General features: G+C 54.0%; 14 protein-coding genes. 5 read left to right on the top strand and 9 right to left on the bottom strand.

What is annotated here, in order from left to right:
- The first annotated feature begins 96 nt into the window (after positions 1-96).
- Positions 97-1,272: a hypothetical protein gene (locus ACFSW5_RS07295; RefSeq protein WP_379270760.1), complete on the top strand. Its 1,176-nt coding sequence runs from the start codon at positions 97-99 to the stop codon at positions 1,270-1,272.
- Between the two features lie 109 nt (positions 1,273-1,381).
- Here the strand turns inward: ACFSW5_RS07295 and icmF are convergent, their stop codons facing one another.
- Positions 1,382-4,651: a fused isobutyryl-CoA mutase/GTPase IcmF gene (gene icmF / locus ACFSW5_RS07290; protein ID WP_379270758.1), complete on the bottom strand. Its 3,270-nt coding sequence runs from the start codon at positions 4,649-4,651 to the stop codon at positions 1,382-1,384.
- Positions 4,652-4,947: 296 nt separating this feature from the next.
- Between icmF and spoVB the strand changes: the two genes are divergently transcribed.
- Positions 4,948-6,498, top strand: coding sequence for a stage V sporulation protein B (gene spoVB / locus ACFSW5_RS07285; RefSeq protein ID WP_379270756.1), 1,551 nt, complete (start codon positions 4,948-4,950; stop codon positions 6,496-6,498).
- A gap of 646 nt (positions 6,499-7,144) precedes the next feature.
- Positions 7,145-7,615, top strand: coding sequence for a DinB family protein (locus ACFSW5_RS07280; RefSeq protein ID WP_379270753.1), 471 nt, complete (start codon positions 7,145-7,147; stop codon positions 7,613-7,615).
- 173 nt (positions 7,616-7,788) lie between these two features.
- Here ACFSW5_RS07280 and ACFSW5_RS07275 read toward each other — a convergent pair whose 3' ends face one another.
- From ACFSW5_RS07275 to ACFSW5_RS07265, 3 genes are all read right to left on the bottom strand, one after another.
- A complete protein-coding gene (locus ACFSW5_RS07275) occupies positions 7,789-8,721 on the bottom strand; it encodes an NAD(P)-dependent oxidoreductase (protein WP_379270751.1) in 933 nt (310 codons plus the stop codon).
- 112 nt (positions 8,722-8,833) lie between these two features.
- Positions 8,834-9,199 carry a MerR family transcriptional regulator gene (locus tag ACFSW5_RS07270; RefSeq protein WP_379270749.1) on the bottom strand — a complete coding sequence of 122 codons (366 nt, stop codon included), beginning with the start codon at positions 9,197-9,199 and terminating at the stop codon, positions 8,834-8,836.
- Between the two features lie 113 nt (positions 9,200-9,312).
- The gene (locus ACFSW5_RS07265; RefSeq protein ID WP_379270747.1) at positions 9,313-10,167 is read right to left on the bottom strand and encodes a LysR family transcriptional regulator; all 855 of its coding nucleotides are present in this window, start codon (positions 10,165-10,167) and stop codon (positions 9,313-9,315) included.
- Between the two features lie 155 nt (positions 10,168-10,322).
- Between ACFSW5_RS07265 and ACFSW5_RS07260 the strand changes: the two genes are divergently transcribed.
- Positions 10,323-11,195 (top strand): NAD(P)-dependent oxidoreductase, encoded by an 873-nt coding sequence (locus tag ACFSW5_RS07260; RefSeq protein ID WP_379270745.1) that lies wholly within the window; start codon positions 10,323-10,325, stop codon positions 11,193-11,195.
- Positions 11,196-11,223: 28 nt separating this feature from the next.
- On the opposite strand, the gene nagZ is transcribed toward ACFSW5_RS07260, so the two are convergent.
- From nagZ to ACFSW5_RS07245, 3 genes are all read right to left on the bottom strand, one after another.
- Complete coding sequence (nagZ, locus tag ACFSW5_RS07255; RefSeq protein WP_379270742.1) at positions 11,224-12,516, bottom strand: beta-N-acetylhexosaminidase; 1,293 nt, start codon at positions 12,514-12,516, stop codon at positions 11,224-11,226.
- Positions 12,517-12,645: 129 nt separating this feature from the next.
- Positions 12,646-12,978: a hypothetical protein gene (locus ACFSW5_RS07250; RefSeq protein WP_379270739.1), complete on the bottom strand. Its 333-nt coding sequence runs from the start codon at positions 12,976-12,978 to the stop codon at positions 12,646-12,648.
- Between the two features lie 150 nt (positions 12,979-13,128).
- Positions 13,129-14,250, bottom strand: a complete 1,122-nt coding sequence (locus ACFSW5_RS07245; RefSeq protein ID WP_379270736.1) for an NAD(P)/FAD-dependent oxidoreductase — start codon at positions 14,248-14,250, stop codon at positions 13,129-13,131.
- 198 nt (positions 14,251-14,448) lie between these two features.
- Here ACFSW5_RS07245 and ACFSW5_RS07240 point away from each other — a divergent pair, with 198 nt between their 5' ends.
- Complete coding sequence (locus ACFSW5_RS07240; protein WP_379270734.1) at positions 14,449-15,417, top strand: serine hydrolase domain-containing protein; 969 nt, start codon at positions 14,449-14,451, stop codon at positions 15,415-15,417.
- A 33-nt stretch (positions 15,418-15,450) separates the two neighbouring features.
- Here ACFSW5_RS07240 and ahpF read toward each other — a convergent pair whose 3' ends face one another.
- Both ahpF and ahpC read right to left on the bottom strand, forming a co-directional pair.
- The gene (gene ahpF, locus ACFSW5_RS07235) at positions 15,451-16,977 is read right to left on the bottom strand and encodes an alkyl hydroperoxide reductase subunit F (protein ID WP_379270732.1); all 1,527 of its coding nucleotides are present in this window, start codon (positions 16,975-16,977) and stop codon (positions 15,451-15,453) included.
- 14 nt (positions 16,978-16,991) lie between these two features.
- Positions 16,992-17,555 carry an alkyl hydroperoxide reductase subunit C gene (ahpC, locus tag ACFSW5_RS07230; protein ID WP_379270730.1) on the bottom strand — a complete coding sequence of 188 codons (564 nt, stop codon included), beginning with the start codon at positions 17,553-17,555 and terminating at the stop codon, positions 16,992-16,994.
- Positions 17,556-17,607: the final 52 nt, after the last annotated feature.

Below are 17,607 nucleotides of genomic sequence, written 5' to 3'. Positions count from 1 at the left end.
ATCCAAAGTCGGTTCGGAAGTACATGATGTCCTTCCGGTCGATTGTTCGATATGAACAATATTCGTTGGCTATACTAAGGGCGGAGGTTGAAGCCTTTGAATAGCAAAATGATACCGTCGCCGCTCGCTGTTTTGCTTTCCTTCGCATTAATGGTTAGGACAGCCTATTCGATGCCGGCTTCGCTTGAAGCGGATTCTATACAAGCCAATACAGATTCCATAAGGATAGATTGGTCCGACAGCGACGCGAAATATTGCGTCTATCGCGATGGGCAACTAGTCTATACGGGGACAGAAAGCCGGTATGAAGATGCCAATTTGCAGCCGGGTTTTACGTATTCGTATCGAATCGACACCTTAAGTGAGACCGATGAAACGATCGACTCGCTTAGCATTCAAACCGAAACCGATAAGCCCGGCAGGACTCCGCTCGACCATTTAAACGATTTACGGGTAACGACTGTCGTAAAGAAAGATAAAGTCAGCTTGGACTGGGAAGACATTCAAGGGGCAAGCGAATATAGCATTTTCAAAAATAAGGAGTATGTAACGACCGTAAAAGACAGTGCATATACGGACTATCAAATGGATGCGGATAAGGCGAACATATATAACATTGTCGCAAAAAGAAAAAAAGTTCCGTTATATGACGAAGAGATCGATATCGAAAAAACAATTGCGAACGCCGAAAATCTTAACGAACCAATCCGACGATGGCATTTGAGATACGCCACGTTTCTTGCCGACCGATGGGTGAAAAACCCGAATCCGTTCTCCGATTATGTCTGGTTTAAAGGCGATCATCGGGGTTACGACGCTTCTGCAAGCTCCTTTCGAACAAGGGCCGACGTGACCGTTTGCTTCTGTCCCGAGGGGCCGTCGGTCGAATTAAAAAGGTCTGTCGGAGCCACCCGCGGTTATGACGCCAATAAACATTTCCGTGAGAGCAGAACTTCTCCTTCCGGCGGGATAAAGCTTCAGGAAGTAAATGCAAGCGGCCGTTCAAGAATATCCTTCAAATTGAAGCACACGGTCGGTAATCCGTTCGGTAAAGGGATGGACATCGACTATGAAGTCCATGCGGAATTTGATCGTAACGGAAACTACAAGCTGTCGGGCGTGCACGATCAAGCGCCGCATCATGAAGCTTACTTAAAGGAAAGCGACCGTTCTGCATTTAAGATTGTCCACCAAGCCGACAGCAAAGGATTATTGTGGCTTGCATCTCCCATGCCGAAAAAACGATGGAGCAAATCGAATTTCAATTATTAGCTCCGATAGCCTAACCGCTGCAACCGGCAATATCCACGCGACGATGTCGCCGAACGGCGTCGTTTAAATGGAAAAATAACCGGCCTCATGCACGGCCGGTTTTTGTTTTTTACATATTCCGCCGGTATTGTCCCCCGACTTCGTATAACGCGGACGTTATTTGCCCCAGCGACGCCGACTTCACGGTTTCCATCAGTTCCTCGAACAAATTCCCGCCGCTTACGGCTGTCTGCTTCAATCGCTGCAGCGCCGCCTCGCTCTTGTCCTTATGCTTTTCCCGGAAGTTTTGCAGGCGGCGAATTTGCGCCCGCTTCTCTTCGTCCGTCGACCGGGCCAGCTCGATGTCGTACAGATTCTCATTCGGGTTCGGATCAAGAAACGTGTTCACCCCGATGATCGGCAGCTCCCCGCTGTGTTTTTTTTGCTCGTAAAGAAGCGACTCCTCCTGAATTTTGCCCCGCTGGTACTGGGTTTCCATTGCGCCAAGCACGCCTCCCCGATCGTTCAGACGCTGGAATTCCGTAAGCACGGCCTCCTCCAGAAGGTCGGTAAGCTCTTCTAAAAGAAACGAACCTTGGAGCGGATTCTCGTTCATCGCCATTCCGAACTCCCGGTTGATAATGAGCTGAATCGCCATCGCCCGCCGTACCGAGCTTTCGGTCGGCGTCGTGATCGCCTCGTCATAGGCATTCGTATGCAAGGAATTGCAGTTGTCGTAAATCGCCGTCAATGCCTGCAGCGTCGTCCGGATATCGTTAAAGTCCATCTCCTGCGCATGCAGCGACCGGCCGGACGTTTGAATGTGATACTTCAGCTTCTGGCTTCGTTCGCCCGCGCCGTATTTCTCCTTCATAACCGTCGCCCATATTCGCCTTGCTACGCGCCCCATAACGCTGTACTCCGGATCCAGGCCGTTGCTGAAGAAGAACGACAGGTTCGGAGCGAAGTCGTCAATCCGCATGCCGCGGGACAAATAATATTCCACGTACGTAAATCCGTTCGCCAGCGTAAAAGCCAGCTGCGTAACGGGATTGGCCCCCGCTTCGGCAATATGATAGCCGCTGATGCTGACCGAATAATAATTGCGGATTCCATGATCGATAAAATATTGCTGGATGTCGCCCATCATTTTCAAGGCGAAATCCGTGCTGAAAATGCATGTATTTTGCCCCTGGTCCTCTTTAAGAATATCCGCCTGAACGGTTCCGCGCACCGACCGCAGCGCCGACGCCTTGATCGCTACGTATTCCGCCTCGTCAGGCTCCCGCCCGTGCCTTGCCGCGAACCGTTCAACCTGCTGATCGACGGCCGCGTTCATGAACATCGCAAGCAGAACCGGCGCCGGCCCGTTGATCGTCATCGAAACGCTTACGGCGGGATGGCACAGATCGAAGCCTTCGAACAGCTTCTTCATATCGTCAAGCGTACAGACGTTCACGCCGCTGTTCCCGATCTTCCCGTAAATGTCGGGACGTTCGCTCGGATCCTGCCCGTACAAGGTAACGCTGTCGAAGGCGACCGACAGCCTCTTGGCTTCGTCGTTGCGGCAAAGGTAATGGAACCGGCGATTCGTCCGCTCCGGCGTTCCCTCCCCGGCGAATTGTCGTCTCGGTTCCTCGCCGGTCCGCTTAAACGCGAAGACGCCGGCCGTAAACGGGAAATAGCCGGGAAGGTTCTCCTTCAGCAGCCAGCGCAATATTTCTCCTTCGTCCTCGAATTTCGGCAGGCTGACCCTCGGGATCTTGTTCCCGGACAGCGATTCGGCAGCAAGGGAGGTAATCGTCTCCTTGTCCCGAACCTTGGTGATTAACCGGTCCCGTCCGTAAGCTTCTCGCATGCCCGGCCACTCCGCCAGCAGCCTCCGGCATTCCGGATGCAAGCCGGCCTCGCAATCGGCGATCATCGCGTCCAGCTTTTCCGCGAAGGAGGCCTTTTCGGCTTCGGACAGGAGCCGTCCCGGGTCCTCCGCCGCCAGTTGCCTAGTCCCTTTAAGCCAGGCCTGTTTCCGGGCGATCGCGACCTGCTCCTCAACGAAGGTTTTGTACTGACGGACCGTCTGAACAATTTCACGGAGGTACCCGGCCCTCTCCGGCGGAATAATCGCATTTCTTTTCGTGGCTTTCAGGGAAGCGGATAATGACGGCACCCGCCAGCTTCCGCCTGTCTTCGTCTCTACGATTCCCATCAGAGCGGCGAATAGCGCCGTCGTCCCCGGATCGTTGAACTGGCCGGCGATCGTCCCGAACACGGGCAATTGCTCATCGGGCACGCCGGACGCTTGACGGCTGCGTTTGTATTGCTTGCGCACGTCGCGAAGCGCGTCCTCCGAGCCGTGGCGCTCGAATTTGTTGATGACGATAACGTCCGCATAATCGATCATATCGATTTTCTCCAGCTGGGACGCCGCTCCGTAATCGCTGGTCATGACGTACATAGCCACGTCGCATAAATCGACGATTGCGGCTCCCCCTTGGCCGATTCCGCTCGTCTCGACGATGACGAAATCGTATCCCGCCCGCTTGACGAGCCGGATCGCATCCCTCGTCGCCGCGCTTATCTCGGAATTGGAGCCTCTGGTCGCCATGCTGCGCATATACGCTCTCGGGTCCCGGATCGCGTTCATTCGAATGCGGTCGCCAAGCAGCGCGCCGCCCGACTTCCGCTTGGTCGGATCGACGGAGATGACGGCGACCGTGCGGCCGGGATAAGCGTCGAGATACCTGCGCACCAACTCATCGGTTAACGTGCTTTTGCCCGCGCCGCCCGTCCCCGTTACCCCAAGCACCGGAACCTCGGGAAGGCCGGCAGCCAACCGGTCCATAACCCCGGAGTCGTCCTGCTCCGGGCTTGCCGCAAGCATCTCCGCATAGGATATCAGCCTGGCGACGGCGCCGCAGTCGCGGTACTGAAGCAGCGCCAGATCCCGGTCCGGCTTTCGAGGAGCCGGATAGTCGCAGGCCCGGATCATATAGTTGATCATCCCCTGCAGCCCCATCCGGCGGCCATCGTCCGGCGAGAATACCTTCGCGATCCCGTAGTCATGCAGAGCCTTGATTTCCGAAGGAACAATGACGCCGCCGCCGCCCGCGAAAATTTTAATATGTCCCGCGCCTTCCCGCTTCAGGACGTCGTACATATAAGTCAAATATTCGATATGGCCGCCTTGGTAGCTGCTGACCGCTATTCCTTGCGCGTCCTCCTGGATCGCCGCGCTCGTCACTTCGTCGACGGAACGGTCGTGACCGAGATGGATCACCTCGACTCCGGAAGCCTGCAGGAGCCGTCTCATAATATTGATGGAAGCGTCGTGGCCGTCGAACAACGCGGCGGCCGTCACAAAACGCACATGGTGCTTCGGGCGATAAACTTCCGTTTCCAAATTTCGCTCCGCCCTTCCGTCAAAGATTGTCCTCTATCGATTTCCGCACTCCTTTACTACATTATTCGAGTTCGCTACGGGAGATTCTTGCAGTTTGCGGCTGCATAAGCTTACATGCAGCAATCGTCTGCCAAGCATTCGCATGCTTTTCGGATTGATGAATACACTTAAGTATTCGAACAAGCCGGAACGATCTTCCAGTCCTTATCAAAGGACAGGTTCGTTTCGGCGGGAACTAGAAGGCGAGCCGGACGGCATTCTTGTAAATTCTTATATCAGAACAGGAGGAACAAAACATGACGCAACCCGAGCGGTCCTTTATGAGAGGCACGATTATTCTCTCGACGGCCGCATTCATAAACCGTATATTGGGCTTTATCAGCGGCATGTTTGTCGCCCGCGTGCTGGGCGCGGAAGGAATCGGCCTCTTAATGATGGCTCAGCCGCTCGTGCCTCTCGTCATTACGATTACGGAGCTCGGCTTGCCGGTGGCGATTTCCAAGCTGGTGGCGGAGGCTTTAGCCCGCGGCGACCGGCACAAAATAAGACGCATCCTTCACCTCTCGCTGGCCGTAACCGGCTTTCTGAGCGTGACGCTAACGACGGTATCCCTGCTTTGCTCGGAGTGGATCGCGTCGATCCTGCTGAGCGATCAGCGCGCCTATTACGCGATGCTCGCGATTACCCCGATCGCGCCGATTGTCGCCGTCTCGGCGGTGCTGAAGGGATATTTTCGCGGCATGCAGCAGATGAAGACCATCGCCGCGTCCGATGTCCTTGAGCATACGGTGCAAATCGCCTGCGTGCTCGCCTTGGTGCACCTGCTGCTGCCTTACGGCGTCGCGTATGCGGCCGCGGGCGCGATGGCGGCCTCCGTCTTCAGCGAAGCGATCAGCCTTTTGTTCCTGGCGTTCAGCTACAAGCTTTACGGCGAAAGGAAAACGCCGGGCGAAACGTGGGCCAGTCATCTAAAGCAAGGCGGAGGCACGCTTGCCGAGCTGCTTCAGATCGGTCTGCCGACGACCGGACACGGCGTTGCCCATTCGCTGTACGGCGCTTTTCAGCCGCTGCTCATTACGAGCAGCCTGGCGCTTGCCGGCATCGGCACGGCACTGGCGACGAAGCAGTTCGGCATGCTGGCCGGCTACGCGTTTCCGCTGCTTTTCATGCCGAGCTTTGTTACGCAGTCCTTGTCCACTGCCCTCGTGCCGGCCATCTCCGAAGCCGCGGCGGCCAAGAACAGTCTGCTGATGCACGAGAGAATGAATCAGGCGTTAGGCCTGGGACTTCTGATCGGCGCACCGGCGACCGTTATCTTGTACGTATGGGCGACTCCGCTCACGACGCTTGTTTACGGAGCCCCGGAAGCGGGCTTGCTGCTGCAAATATTGGCTCCGATGTTCTTCCTGCATTATTTCGACGCGCCGCTGCATGCGGTTCTGCTCGGGCTTGGACGGGCAAGCTCCGCGCTTTGGAATTTCGTCGTTTCCACCGCATTCAAGGCGGTTTCCATCTTCGTGTTCGGCAGCCAGTTCGGCATCGTCGGCGTTGCCTATGGCATCGGGATCGGCATCGTCTTGCAAACCGTGCTCAACTTCTTTTCGATTTCCGGTTCGATCGGCTTCTATTGGAACATCCAACCGTGCGTCAAGGTGGTCCTCTGCATGATACTTATGGCTCTTTGCGGCCGCGTAAGCTTTGATTATCTGACGGGGCAAGGCTTGCCGTTGCTGTGGAGCGCTGCCGTTTCGATCGCCGTTTCGCTCCTGCTTTACTTTACCGCGCTTATGCTTTCGGATACGTTGAACGGGAAGAACGCGCGCCGTACGTTTTTGCTCCCAAGGTAAACGTTCTTACGAAATACCGCTGTTCCTACAAGAAGCCGCTTCTCCGAAACGCCGCGAATGCCCGCTTCCGCGCATAGCGGGGCGGCTGACCTGCGTTTGGGCGGCGCCGTTTCGCTTAAAGCCTTCCCGCATATGGCCCGAGCCCTTTTCGAGAGTCCTCCCAATCAATCGTTCTACAACCTGCATTACATATAAAGAGTCTCTCGAAATGAGGTGATAGATATGTCTCGTGTTGGAATTCCCCTGGAACCGGATTTGGTATTGGTATCCTGGACAAGAAACCCTCTTATCCCCGGCTCCGCTCCTAGGATCACCGCGTTCCGCGTTATCGGAACGGCTAGTCCCTGCGAGGGTAAACTAACTCCCAATTCGCTTCTTGTCCCTGCTATCAGATGCCTGAAAAAATACGGTTTTTCAGTTGTCGTGAGCAAAAAAACAACGGCTGTGTCCGGGTATCTCCTTCTGCAACGCAGCAGGGGCACCGTAATGTAATAGATGAATCGGCTCCTTATCGGGGCCATTTTTTTATTTCCATAGTCCTGCCCGAAAAGCCAATCCGATCCGGGGACCGTTGGCTATTGCGTGAGGACATGATAGGATTGAAGGGAACCTGCAATAGATAACGGGAGATGGAGGTCGAAACATCATGCAAACGATTCGAAAAATGTTCGCGCATATGGATTGGGCGAACCGCCGGCTGCTGGAAGCGCTGCAAGCCGCTCAAGTGGATGAAACCGCCAAGGCGGCGACGCTGTTTTTGCACGTGCTCCAAGCGGAGCGTATCTGGCTGACCCGGCTGAGCGGCGAAAGCAGCGAGGGGATCGTATTATGGGCGGATCGTGCGGAGCTGGCCGCCTGTGCGGCGCTGGTTGAGGCGAACGGAAGCGGATTCCGGGCTTGGCTTGATTCCCTGTCCGAAGATCGTCTAGACAAGCCGATCGCGTATCGCAGCCAGGCCGGGGATCCGTTCGAGACGCCTGTCAGGGACATCCTGATCCATATCGCCCTGCACGGCCAGTACCACCGCGGACAGATCAATGCCGCGCTTCGCGAGAGCGGATCCGAGCCAGCCCCCTTGGATTACATCATGTACGAACGTTTATCCGGAAACGCTTGATAAGGTTAGACATAGGGCCGCTTAACCTCCAAGATGCCTTATTCTCGCAACCCGAATGTTCTACGGGAAAAAGAAGCCCAAACGCACTTGCACCTCCACTGTTAATATTCTTAACAGCGGAGGTGCATTTTTTACGCAAAGCATCCCCAATGGAACGGTCCGTCTTATGAGCGTTATACGGGATCTTTAAAAATTTCAATAAGACTGGTAAAGCTGTCGTTGGCGTGCCCTTTGGTCATACCGCGCTTGACCGCATCCAAGACGGCTCCCGGTAGGGAAGTATCCACCCCTGCCGCTTTGGCGGTATGAACGACATGATCGACGCTCGCATAGCACATGGCAAGTCTGTCTACGTCGCCTGGGTGCTCGCCCGCAGAAAGCCGCGGCGTGTAGAACTCAACAAACTTGGGCAGGGACGACATGGTCTCCGATGCGTACGGCAGGAATTCCTCTGCCGAGATGCCGTTCGCGTTGGCGACCGCAAGGGCATGAAGATAACTGAGCATGGAGGTCCAGAATATATCCATCCCGATTTGGTAGTACAACGCCGCAAGTCCCGGGTCGTCTCCGCGGTAGTCGGTACCGGTCAAAGCTTCCAGCGTCTCTTTAAGCGCCTCGAACACCTCCCTCGGACCGCTGTAGAAGGTTGAAGATTCCGGCTTCCCGATACCCGAAGGCGGGACTTGGACGCCCCCGGTCAGCTGCCTTGCACCGCGTGCGGATAGCCACTTCGCCGCTTCTCGGGCTTTCTCCGGAGTGTCCGAGCTGAGGTTGACGAGTATCTTGCCGGATAAACTTTCGGATACCGGTTCAAGAATGGCGTACATCGCATCGTAATCCGTCAAGCTAAGAAGGATTAACTCATTGGAGGCAATCGCTTCAGCAACGGTCGACGCCGGGACGGCCCCTTTTGCCGCAAGCTCCTCCGCTTTGCCGGCGGTCCGGTTCCATACGGTCACCGCATGGCCTCGTTCCAATAAAACGCCGGCCATCGCCCTTCCCATCGGTCCCAGCCCAATGATAGTTAAGGGCGCGAGGTTCCTCCTTTCTGTTTCACTCCCGGCGAATTCGTTGTTTATCGTATCGCTCCTGTTACTCATGTTCATTGGAAACTCCTTTCAAATGAGATTAAGCCTATGATAAAGGTTGACGCTAGTGTCAAAGTCAATATAAAAAAAGCCCTGAGCTATTTTTATACGCCCGGGGCCGTGTCTAAAGTTAAACGATGGTTTTTTTGCTTTTCGTTATCGCGATCTGCCTCTCCAGCATCCTCTCCAATTCATGAAGCGCTTCGATTTGCCCTTTCACATGGCTTAACTTATTTTCATAAGCGGCCAGCATCTCCTCGCAAAATTCGTATTCGTCGGGGTCCGCCGCTTCGCCCTTAAACAACGCGCCAATCTCATCGGTCGTAAGTCCAAGCTTTAAGTATAACTGAATCGCCTTGACTCGTTTTACGTCCGATTCGCCGAAAACCCGGTAATCGTTCTCCAATCTATCGGCTTGCAGGAGACTTTTCTTTTCATAATGACGGATCGCTCTGGCGCTGACATTGGTCAACCGGGAAAGCTCGCTTATTTTCACTTCTGCATCCTCCTTCCATTCTGCGGCCTTGTACGCACGAAACCGCCATAACTCATGCTCCCGGGTCCGAAAGTAAACCTTCAAACACAGCCGGAACCCGGTCGCTATCCATGTTATGCCATTGACTCCCGAATCAACTTGGTGAATGCCGTGAGCGCCTTGCTCGCATACCGGTCTTTGCGCCGAACCAGACTGGTCTGCGCATATCTGAATTTTTCGGGAATCGAATAGATGCCGAATTTCGAGTACTCGCCCGTTAAGACGGATGCAGGCAGCAAAGTGGCGGCAAGACCTGTTCGCACACAGCTTACGATCGTCTCGAGCGAGCTAATCTCGATCATATTCGCGAGAGGGATCCCCTCGCTTCTCAACCAATCCTCCAAAATTCGCCTGAACGGGCAGCCGTTTGGCGAAACCGCCCATCGAGTATGGGCCAGATCCGGATATTCGCCGCCTGGTTGCCGGGTTATTAATTTGATTTCTTCGCTTTGGATATTTTCGGCTGTCAAATGCGGCGATTTGAAGTCGCCGATGACGAACGCCCCGTCCAATTGGTGATTTAACACTTTCGCCAGCAGGTCGGACGAATTGCCGGTCCATATTGATAGCGTGACGTCGGGATATAAGCTCTGGTACTCGGCCAACGTATTCATAAAATTAAGACAGGTAACGGTATCGACTACCCCGATCGCCAACGGGCCGCTTGGATGCGAGGTCTCCTGAACCATCTTCACGGCTTCCGCGGACAAGTTCACGATGGTGTGGGCATATTCGCTGAACATAACCCCTCTTTCGGTCAGCGTCACTCCCTTGGGGTGCCGGTGAAACAATTGTACGCCAAGCTCGGTTTCAAGCTTGCGAATTCGAGCCGTTACATTCGACTGTACATAACCGAGCCGCTTGGCGGCATTGGAAATATTCCCTTCCTCCGTAATCGCCAGAAACATCTTAAGATCGGACAGTTCCAACGTTCGCAACGCTCCATTCAGTGATATCAATAAAAATGATACTTCCATTATTACCAATCATTATACATCGCTTCAATCCTGAATTACAATGAACCTACCCGACGGACTTCCGGTCCGGCGGACAGAAAACCGTATTTCGAGTAGGAGGAAAAAATATGAGTGATGTTACGATTATCGGTTTAGGGCCAATGGGCGCTGCGCTGGCTCGAACGCTGCTTCAACACGGATCCCGGGTTACGGTCTGGAATCGGACGAGCGAAAAAGCCGAACCGCTCATTCGAGACGGTGCAGTCTTTCAACGAGAAGCTGCCGCCGCCGTGAGCGCAAGCCCCGTTGTCATCGTGTGCGTTGCCAACTACGAAATTTCCCGAAGCATTCTGGGAACCGAAAGCGCCGCTGCCGCCCTTGCCGGACGGGTTGTGGTCGAGCTTAGCACGGGAACTCCCCAAGATGCCCGAAACAGCGAGCGATGGGTACGGGAACAAGGTGCCGAGTATTTGGATGGCGCCATCATGGCGACGCCTGCACAGATCGGGATGCCGGACACCCCGATTTTCGTATCCGGGTCGAAAGCCGCGTTTAATCGCAGCGAGCCCGTTCTAAAAATTTTGGCGGGAAATCTGATGTTTATGGGAGAATCGGTCGGTGCGGCGTCCGCATGGGATTTGGCTGCGCTCTCCACGATGTTCGGCGCTATGTTCGGCTTCTTTCACGGCGCTCGCATTCTTGAAACGGAGGGCCATACCGCGGATTCCTTCGGGTCTTTAATCGCGGACATTTCGCCGGTTTTCGGGCAAATGATCAAATATGAAGGTGAAATCATTCAAACGGGGAAATATGAAGGCCCCCAAAGCTCGATTAAAACCTGTATGGGAACCGCAGCATTGTGGCTTAAGCATGCAAGCGAAGCGGGGATTAACGCCGAATTTCCCGCTTTCGCGATGGGTCTCTATAATAAAGCGATAACCGCGGGATATGAGAACGAGGAGCTCGCCGCGATTATGAAAGTGCTCCGGCAGTCCGATTGAATGCGACGACCGAACCGGGTCGCAACCTTTATCTCTTTAATGCCGCTTCAATATGCCGATTTAAAGCTTCTACATCGACCGTGGCCGTCGGCTGATCCGAAAGCCGGAAGTCTTGCTTCATTTTGACGATCCGATAAACGCTCGCATCGATCGCCTTCTGGGGAAGCTTCCCGCTTTGAGCCGCAGACATCAACGCATCGAGCACGGCCATCTGCTGCCCGGAATCGTGCCCGACCAGTACGATGTCGGCTCCCGCCAGTACGGCTTGCACGGCCGCAGGCCCGATCGCCGCCGTTTCTCCGATCGCTTCCATCGTCATATCGTCGGTGATCACAACCCCGTTAAAGCGGAGCTCATCCCGCAAATAATTTTGGATCACGATACGGGACATCGAAGCCGGAGTATTCGGATCCAGCTCGCTCATGAGAATATGGCCAACCATAACGACAGGAGCTCCTTCCGAAATTGCCGCCGAGAAGGGCGCAAATTCGATGGAACGAAGCCGTTGCAAACTATGCTCGACGACAGGCAATCCTTTGTGGGAATCGACGGACGTATCCCCGTGGCCCGGGAAATGCTTGACTACGGGAATAACGCCTTGCGACTGGATTCCCGACATGACTTGTACGCCGATCCTACTTACCGTATCGGCTGCGGCGCCGAATGAGCGGTCCCCGATGACGGGATTGTCGGGATTCGTATTGACATCAAGAACGGGAGCAAAATCCATATTGAACCCAAACTGTTTCATCGCTTCCCCAAGCGAAGCGCCTACTTGATAAGCGTACTTCGTGTCATTCGTATCGCCGACGATCATACTTGACGGGAAGTCCGTTATCTCTTTCGGCAGCCGGGATACCCGCCCGCCTTCCTGGTCCGCGCTTAGCAATAGCGGCAGGCGAGCGGCGGCATCCCGGTTCGCTTGCTTCAGGGCATTGAGAAGCCGGACCGCCTGCGCCGAGGAAGTAATATTTTTGCTGTATAAAATGATGCCTCCGACATGACGATCCTTGATCAGCTTGCCGATTTCCGGCTGAAGCTTCGTACCGTCCATCCCAACCAGTACCATTTGCCCGATTTTTTCGGCAAGGCTCATCTTTCCGAGCAGGTCGTCGATCGGGTCTGAAGGCGTCTGCGTTTGCCGGACATCCGACTCCGGATTTTCGTGTGCGACTGATTGAGGGGCGGTTGCGACCGGATAGTCCGATGTTATGGGCGGCGATTCGTTATCGGACGGCAACGTCTGGCCCGCCCCGCAGCCGGCTAAGATCAAAAGGATCGATAATGCCCAGCCGATCACGCTTTGTCGCTGAATTCGCATCATTTTTCCTCCGCTAACACATTTTTTGTTATTATGGACCAAACGACATAAACGATGTGCAGCAGCACTACGGGCATTCTATTGTTTTACGGCTTGACTTTTCCTCTAAACCAATTCTTGTATTTCAATTTAATGAGCCTCATGGATTTCAACGACGACGCTGCCGTAAAATTTCTCACCGATGTATGCGTCCAGTCGCCATAATCCGGCTGATGGCAACGCCATCACGGATGGATGGTGGGCATCCGCACCGTTTATAGCTCCGCCCAATGCGGAAGCTTTGAATACCGTGATCTGTTCCCCTGTTTCTTTTTTCGTGCCGATTACTTGCAGCGGGTATCCTTGTAATTGTTCGGCTTCCCCCCAAAAGTGCCACATATATTTTTGGCTTTGGCCAGAGTAAAATTTAACGGCTTCCGTGTCGTCGTAAATAAATCCCAATTTACCTTCTTCCCCAATCATCGTATAAGATCCCGATTGAAATAGGGAGCTTACTCTCCATTCTTCTTCATTTCCAGTCGGACTCTGAGCTTCGCATCCGGTCAAAAGTAAGAGAAAAATAAAGCAGCTCAAAAACGATCGCATAGTATCCCCCCAAATGGAATTGACCGACTAATCGATTGCATTGCGAATGTCATAATCGCCGAGATCGATGTCTGGCGGCATCCCAAGCGCAAGCTTCGCCAGCTGATATCCGATATAGGGGCCCATCGTCAGTCCCGAAGCTCCCAGTCCGTTGGCCGCGATCAGGCCTTCCCAGCCGGGGACGGCACCGAATACCGGAAGGAAACCGGGGGTAAACGGGCGAAATCCGACCCGCACCTCCTGATACGTTGCGTTTGCTAATCCGGGAGCCAGTTCCAGCCCTTTATTCAAAATTTCCTGCATGCCGCCCGCCGTTATTCTGGTATCGTAGCCCTCGATATCGTTTTCGTGCGTCGCCCCGATCACGATCTTCCGCTTATCGAAAGCGAGCAAATATTGATCGGAAGGCGGCATGATGACTGGCCAATCTCCCGTATCCCGGCTTTCGTCAACTAGCAAATGCATAATTTGCGCTTTCTGATAACTAACGTTAAAGCCTATGCCTAAAGGCTGCAGCAGCTGCCCCGCCCATGCGCCGGCGCAAACCACAATCTGGTCCGCCTCGTAGACGGTTGAACCTACCGTCGCGCCCGTTACGCGGCTCGAGCGGTTCGTCAGCGAAGCGTCACCTTTAACATAATCGGCGCCGTTTCGTTGTGCAGCCCGGATTAAAGCGTCGCGCAGCGCACGGCCGTCCACGCGGGCGGCGCCGCTAATGTGCACGGAATGATAGCCTTCCGCCAATAGCGGAAATCGCTCCTGCGTTTCCGGATCGTTAAGCCGTGTAATTTCGCCGATTTCCGGCGCGTCGGCTTTCCTCGCAAGTGCCCTTTCCTCCATTTTTCGAATTTTATCCAAGTCCCGATGTATGCTCAAGGCGCCGACTTGCGCATAGCCGGTTTCCGTTTCCCCCTCTTGTTTGAGCTCGTCGATTAACCGGGGGTAAAAACGCGCGCCGGCCTTGGCTAACCGGTACCAAGCTTGATTGCGCCGCTGCGACAGCCACGGGCAGATGATGCCGGCGGCGGCATCGGTAGCCTGTCCTTTATCTTGGCGGTCGATGATTAGAACTTCCGCCCCCATTTTTGCCGCTTGATACGCTGCCGACGCCCCGAGAATTCCGGAGCCGATGACGATGACTTTCATCAACATTCCATTCCTTTCATTTTCCCTGCTACCATTATAGCGAATAATGCCATAATTTTCGTCACCTATCCATGACGCAAATTCCGCCCGAACCCATTCTATAAAAAGATTAATTCGCGTAAAACGCGCGCATTCATGAGATAATGTTGTTGTGCCTTAAAATTTGCGCCGAAACAAAACCTTAAAGAAAGTATGGATGTCATGAACTTAGCTGAACTAGAGTCGCTCATCGAACCTGTAGATTTGAGAAGCTGCCTGATTGCGCGGAACGGCCGGCTGTTGTTCGAGCATTATCGGAACTCGCGGATTCCGGAGGAAATAGCCAAAGTGAACTCCTGTACCAAAAGCGTTCTGTCCGCTTTAATATGTATGGCCATGGACCACAAAAGAATCCCGGAGGCCGATACGCCGGTTTCCGATTTTTTCCCGAAGCTGCCCAAGGACGCCGATCCCCGCAAACGGGAGATGAAGCTGGAGCATCTATTGACGATGACTGCCGGATTCGAGTGGACCGAGTTCGGCAGACTGAAGTCGTTTCCCCGAATGACGCGATCCGCGAATTGGATCGATTATGTGCTGGAACAACCGCTATCGGACGCGCCGGGGACACGCATGGAGTACAACTCCGGAGTATCCCAGCTGCTGTCCGCCATTCTCGTTCAGGCAACGGGCTTGCCGACCGCCCGTTATGCCGAAGAAATGCTGTTCGGACCGCTCGGTATCGAAAAGTACAAGTGGGAAACCGATCCGCAAGGCATTCATACCGGAGGATATGGCTTATGGCTTCGCCCGGAAGATATGCTTAAGTTCGGACAGCTTTATTTGCAGTCGGGAAGCTGGAATCGCCAGCAACTCATTTCGAAGGAACGGGTGCTGCGCTCCATACAGCCTGCCGTTCCCGCCAATCCGCCAAACCGAGGGCATTACGGCTGGCATTGGTGGACGGATTCGTTCGGGGAGGAATCCCCCGAAGGCCGGAATGGAATCTCTCCGACGACTTCGTTTCATTATTTTTATGCCAGGGGATATGGCGGACAGTTCATTTATATCGTTCCCGTCTTGGAGGTCGTTGTCGTTCTAACCGACGACAAACGCAAAAGGGACCGTCATCCGGCGAATGTATTCCGGGACTTTATCGCTCCCATGCTGCTGAGAGCTTGCGGCAAATGAAGAAAGCCACCGAAATCGGTGGCTTTCATTCTGTTAATTTCGAATGAGATAGTCGAATGCGCCCAATGCGGCAGTCGCGCCGGATCCCATCGAAATAATGATTTGCTTGTAAGGGCTGTTCGTGCAGTCGCCTGCCGCGAACACTCCCGGCATGCTCGTCGCGCCATGGCTGTCGACGACGATCTCGCCCATGCGGTTGCGTTCGACCGAATCGCCGAGCCAGTCCGTATTCGGCACAAGGCCGATCTGGACGAATACGCCTTGCAATTCAATGTGCTTATCTTCGCCGGTTTCGCGCTCCACGTACGTAATCCCGTTAACTTTGTCGGTTCCGGTAATTTCTTTGGTTTGCGCGTTTTTGATAACCGTTACGTTCGGAAGGCTGTACAGGCGATCCTGCAAGACGGAATCCGCCTTAAGAGCGTCGTTATACTCCAGAACCGTTACATGGCTTACGATGCCCGCGAGGTCGATCGCCGCCTCGACGCCGGAGTTGCCGCCTCCGATAACCGCGACGTGTTTGCCGGCAAACAGAGGACCGTCGCAATGCGGGCAGTACGCCACGCCTTTGTTCTTGAACTCCGCTTCGCCAGGAACGCCGATGTTGCGCCAACGAGCGCCGGTGGACAGAATAACGGTTTTGCTCTTCAGCACGGCGCCGTTTTCGAGTTCCACCTCGATAAGCTCCTTCTTCTCCAGCCGCTTGGCGCGTTGAAGCTTCATGATATCAACGTTATATTGTTTAACATGCTCTTCAAGGCTGGCTGCGAGTTTCGGACCTTCGGTATGTTTTACGCTAATGAAGTTTTCGATGCCTAACGTATCCATCACTTGACCGCCGAAGCGTTCCGCCACAATACCCGTGCGGATGCCTTTGCGCGCCGCGTAGATGGCGGAGCTTGCGCCTGCCGGGCCGCCGCCGATGACAAGCACGTCGAAAGGCTCTTTATCGTTGAATTCCGAAGCGTCCGGTTCATCGACAAGCTTGGCGACAATCTCCTCCAGCGACATCCGTCCGCTGCCGAAAAACTGTCCGTTCAAGTAAACCGTCGGAACCGCCATAATATCTTTGCTTTCGACTTCGGACTTGAACGCTGCGCCGTCGATCATCGTATGCGAGATACCCGGATTGAGAACGCTCATCAGGTTCAGCGCTTGAACGACGTCAGGACAGTTATGGCAGCTTAAGCTAATATATGATTCGAAGACATAATTGCCTTTAATGCTTTTGATTTGATCAATTACGTTTTGCTCAACCTTCGGCGCCCGCCCGCTAACTTGCAACAAAGCAAGAACTAACGAAGTGAACTCATGCCCGAGGGGAATGCCGGCAAAAACGACTCCGGTCTCCTCGCCCACCCGATTTACACTAAAGCTCGGCGTACGTTCCAGCCGAGCTTGTTCGATCGTAATTCGGGAAGACATGCCGGCAAGCTCGTCCAAGAATGCCAGCATGTCTTTGGATAGGGCGTCGGATTCGGCGCTAACCTTAATAAGCACATCCCCTTCAAGCAGCTGAAGGTATTGGTTTAACTGTTGCTTGATATCCGCATCCAACACCGCTAACAGCCCCCTTAGATCTTGCCGACAAGATCAAGGCTTGGCTTCAGGGTTTGACCGCCTTCTTGCCATTTCGCAGGGCAAACTTCGCCTGGATTGTTGCGAACGTATTGTGCAGCTTTGATCTTGTTGACAAGCGAGCTTGCATCGCGGCCGATGCCGCCTGCGTTGATTTCAACCGTCTGGATGACGCCGTCCGGATCGATGATGAACGTACCGCGGTCCGCCACGCCTTCTTCTTCGATAAGAACGTCGAAGTTGCGGGAGATCACGTGCGAAGGATCGCCGATCATGATGTAAGTAATTTTGCCGATTGTCTCGGAGCTGTCGTGCCATGCTTTATGGGTGAAATGAGTATCCGTCGATACGGAGTATACTTCCACTCCAAGGGACTTCAGCGTTTCATATTGGTCTTGCAGATCACCCAGCTCAGTCGGGCATACAAACGTGAAGTCGGCCGGATAGAAGCATACGACGCTCCATTTGCCTTTGAAGTCGGCTTCGGTTACTTCGATGAATTTGCCATTGTGGTAAGCTTGCGCTTTAAACGGTTTTACTTCTGTTCCAATCAGAGACATGGTTTAACTCCTCCTAGATATGTTTTTAAGTAAATAATAATTGAGAACCGTT

The organism is Paenibacillus thailandensis, from assembly GCF_042685365.1.
Classification (GTDB): domain Bacteria; phylum Bacillota; class Bacilli; order Paenibacillales; family Paenibacillaceae; genus Paenibacillus_AP; species Paenibacillus_AP thailandensis.
This window is presented reverse-complemented; position numbering and strand designations above follow the sequence as displayed.

Bases quoted from the DNA above. Each gene is read 5' to 3' on its own strand.
- ahpC (WP_379270730.1), bottom strand. From the start codon at position 17,555: ATGTCTCTGATTGGAACAGAAGTAAAACCGTTTAAAGCGCAAGCTTAC.
- ACFSW5_RS07275 (WP_379270751.1), bottom strand. From the start codon at position 8,721: ATGAACATGAGTAACAGGAGCGATACGATAAACAACGAATTCGCCGGG.
- ACFSW5_RS07260 (WP_379270745.1), top strand. From the start codon at position 10,323: ATGAGTGATGTTACGATTATCGGTTTAGGGCCAATGGGCGCTGCGCTG.
- nagZ (WP_379270742.1), bottom strand. From the start codon at position 12,516: ATGCGAATTCAGCGACAAAGCGTGATCGGCTGGGCATTATCGATCCTT.
- spoVB (WP_379270756.1), top strand. From the start codon at position 4,948: ATGACGCAACCCGAGCGGTCCTTTATGAGAGGCACGATTATTCTCTCG.
- ACFSW5_RS07250 (WP_379270739.1), bottom strand. From the start codon at position 12,978: ATGATTGGGGAAGAAGGTAAATTGGGATTTATTTACGACGACACGGAA.
- ACFSW5_RS07240 (WP_379270734.1), top strand. From the start codon at position 14,449: ATGAACTTAGCTGAACTAGAGTCGCTCATCGAACCTGTAGATTTGAGA.
- ACFSW5_RS07280 (WP_379270753.1), top strand. From the start codon at position 7,145: ATGCAAACGATTCGAAAAATGTTCGCGCATATGGATTGGGCGAACCGC.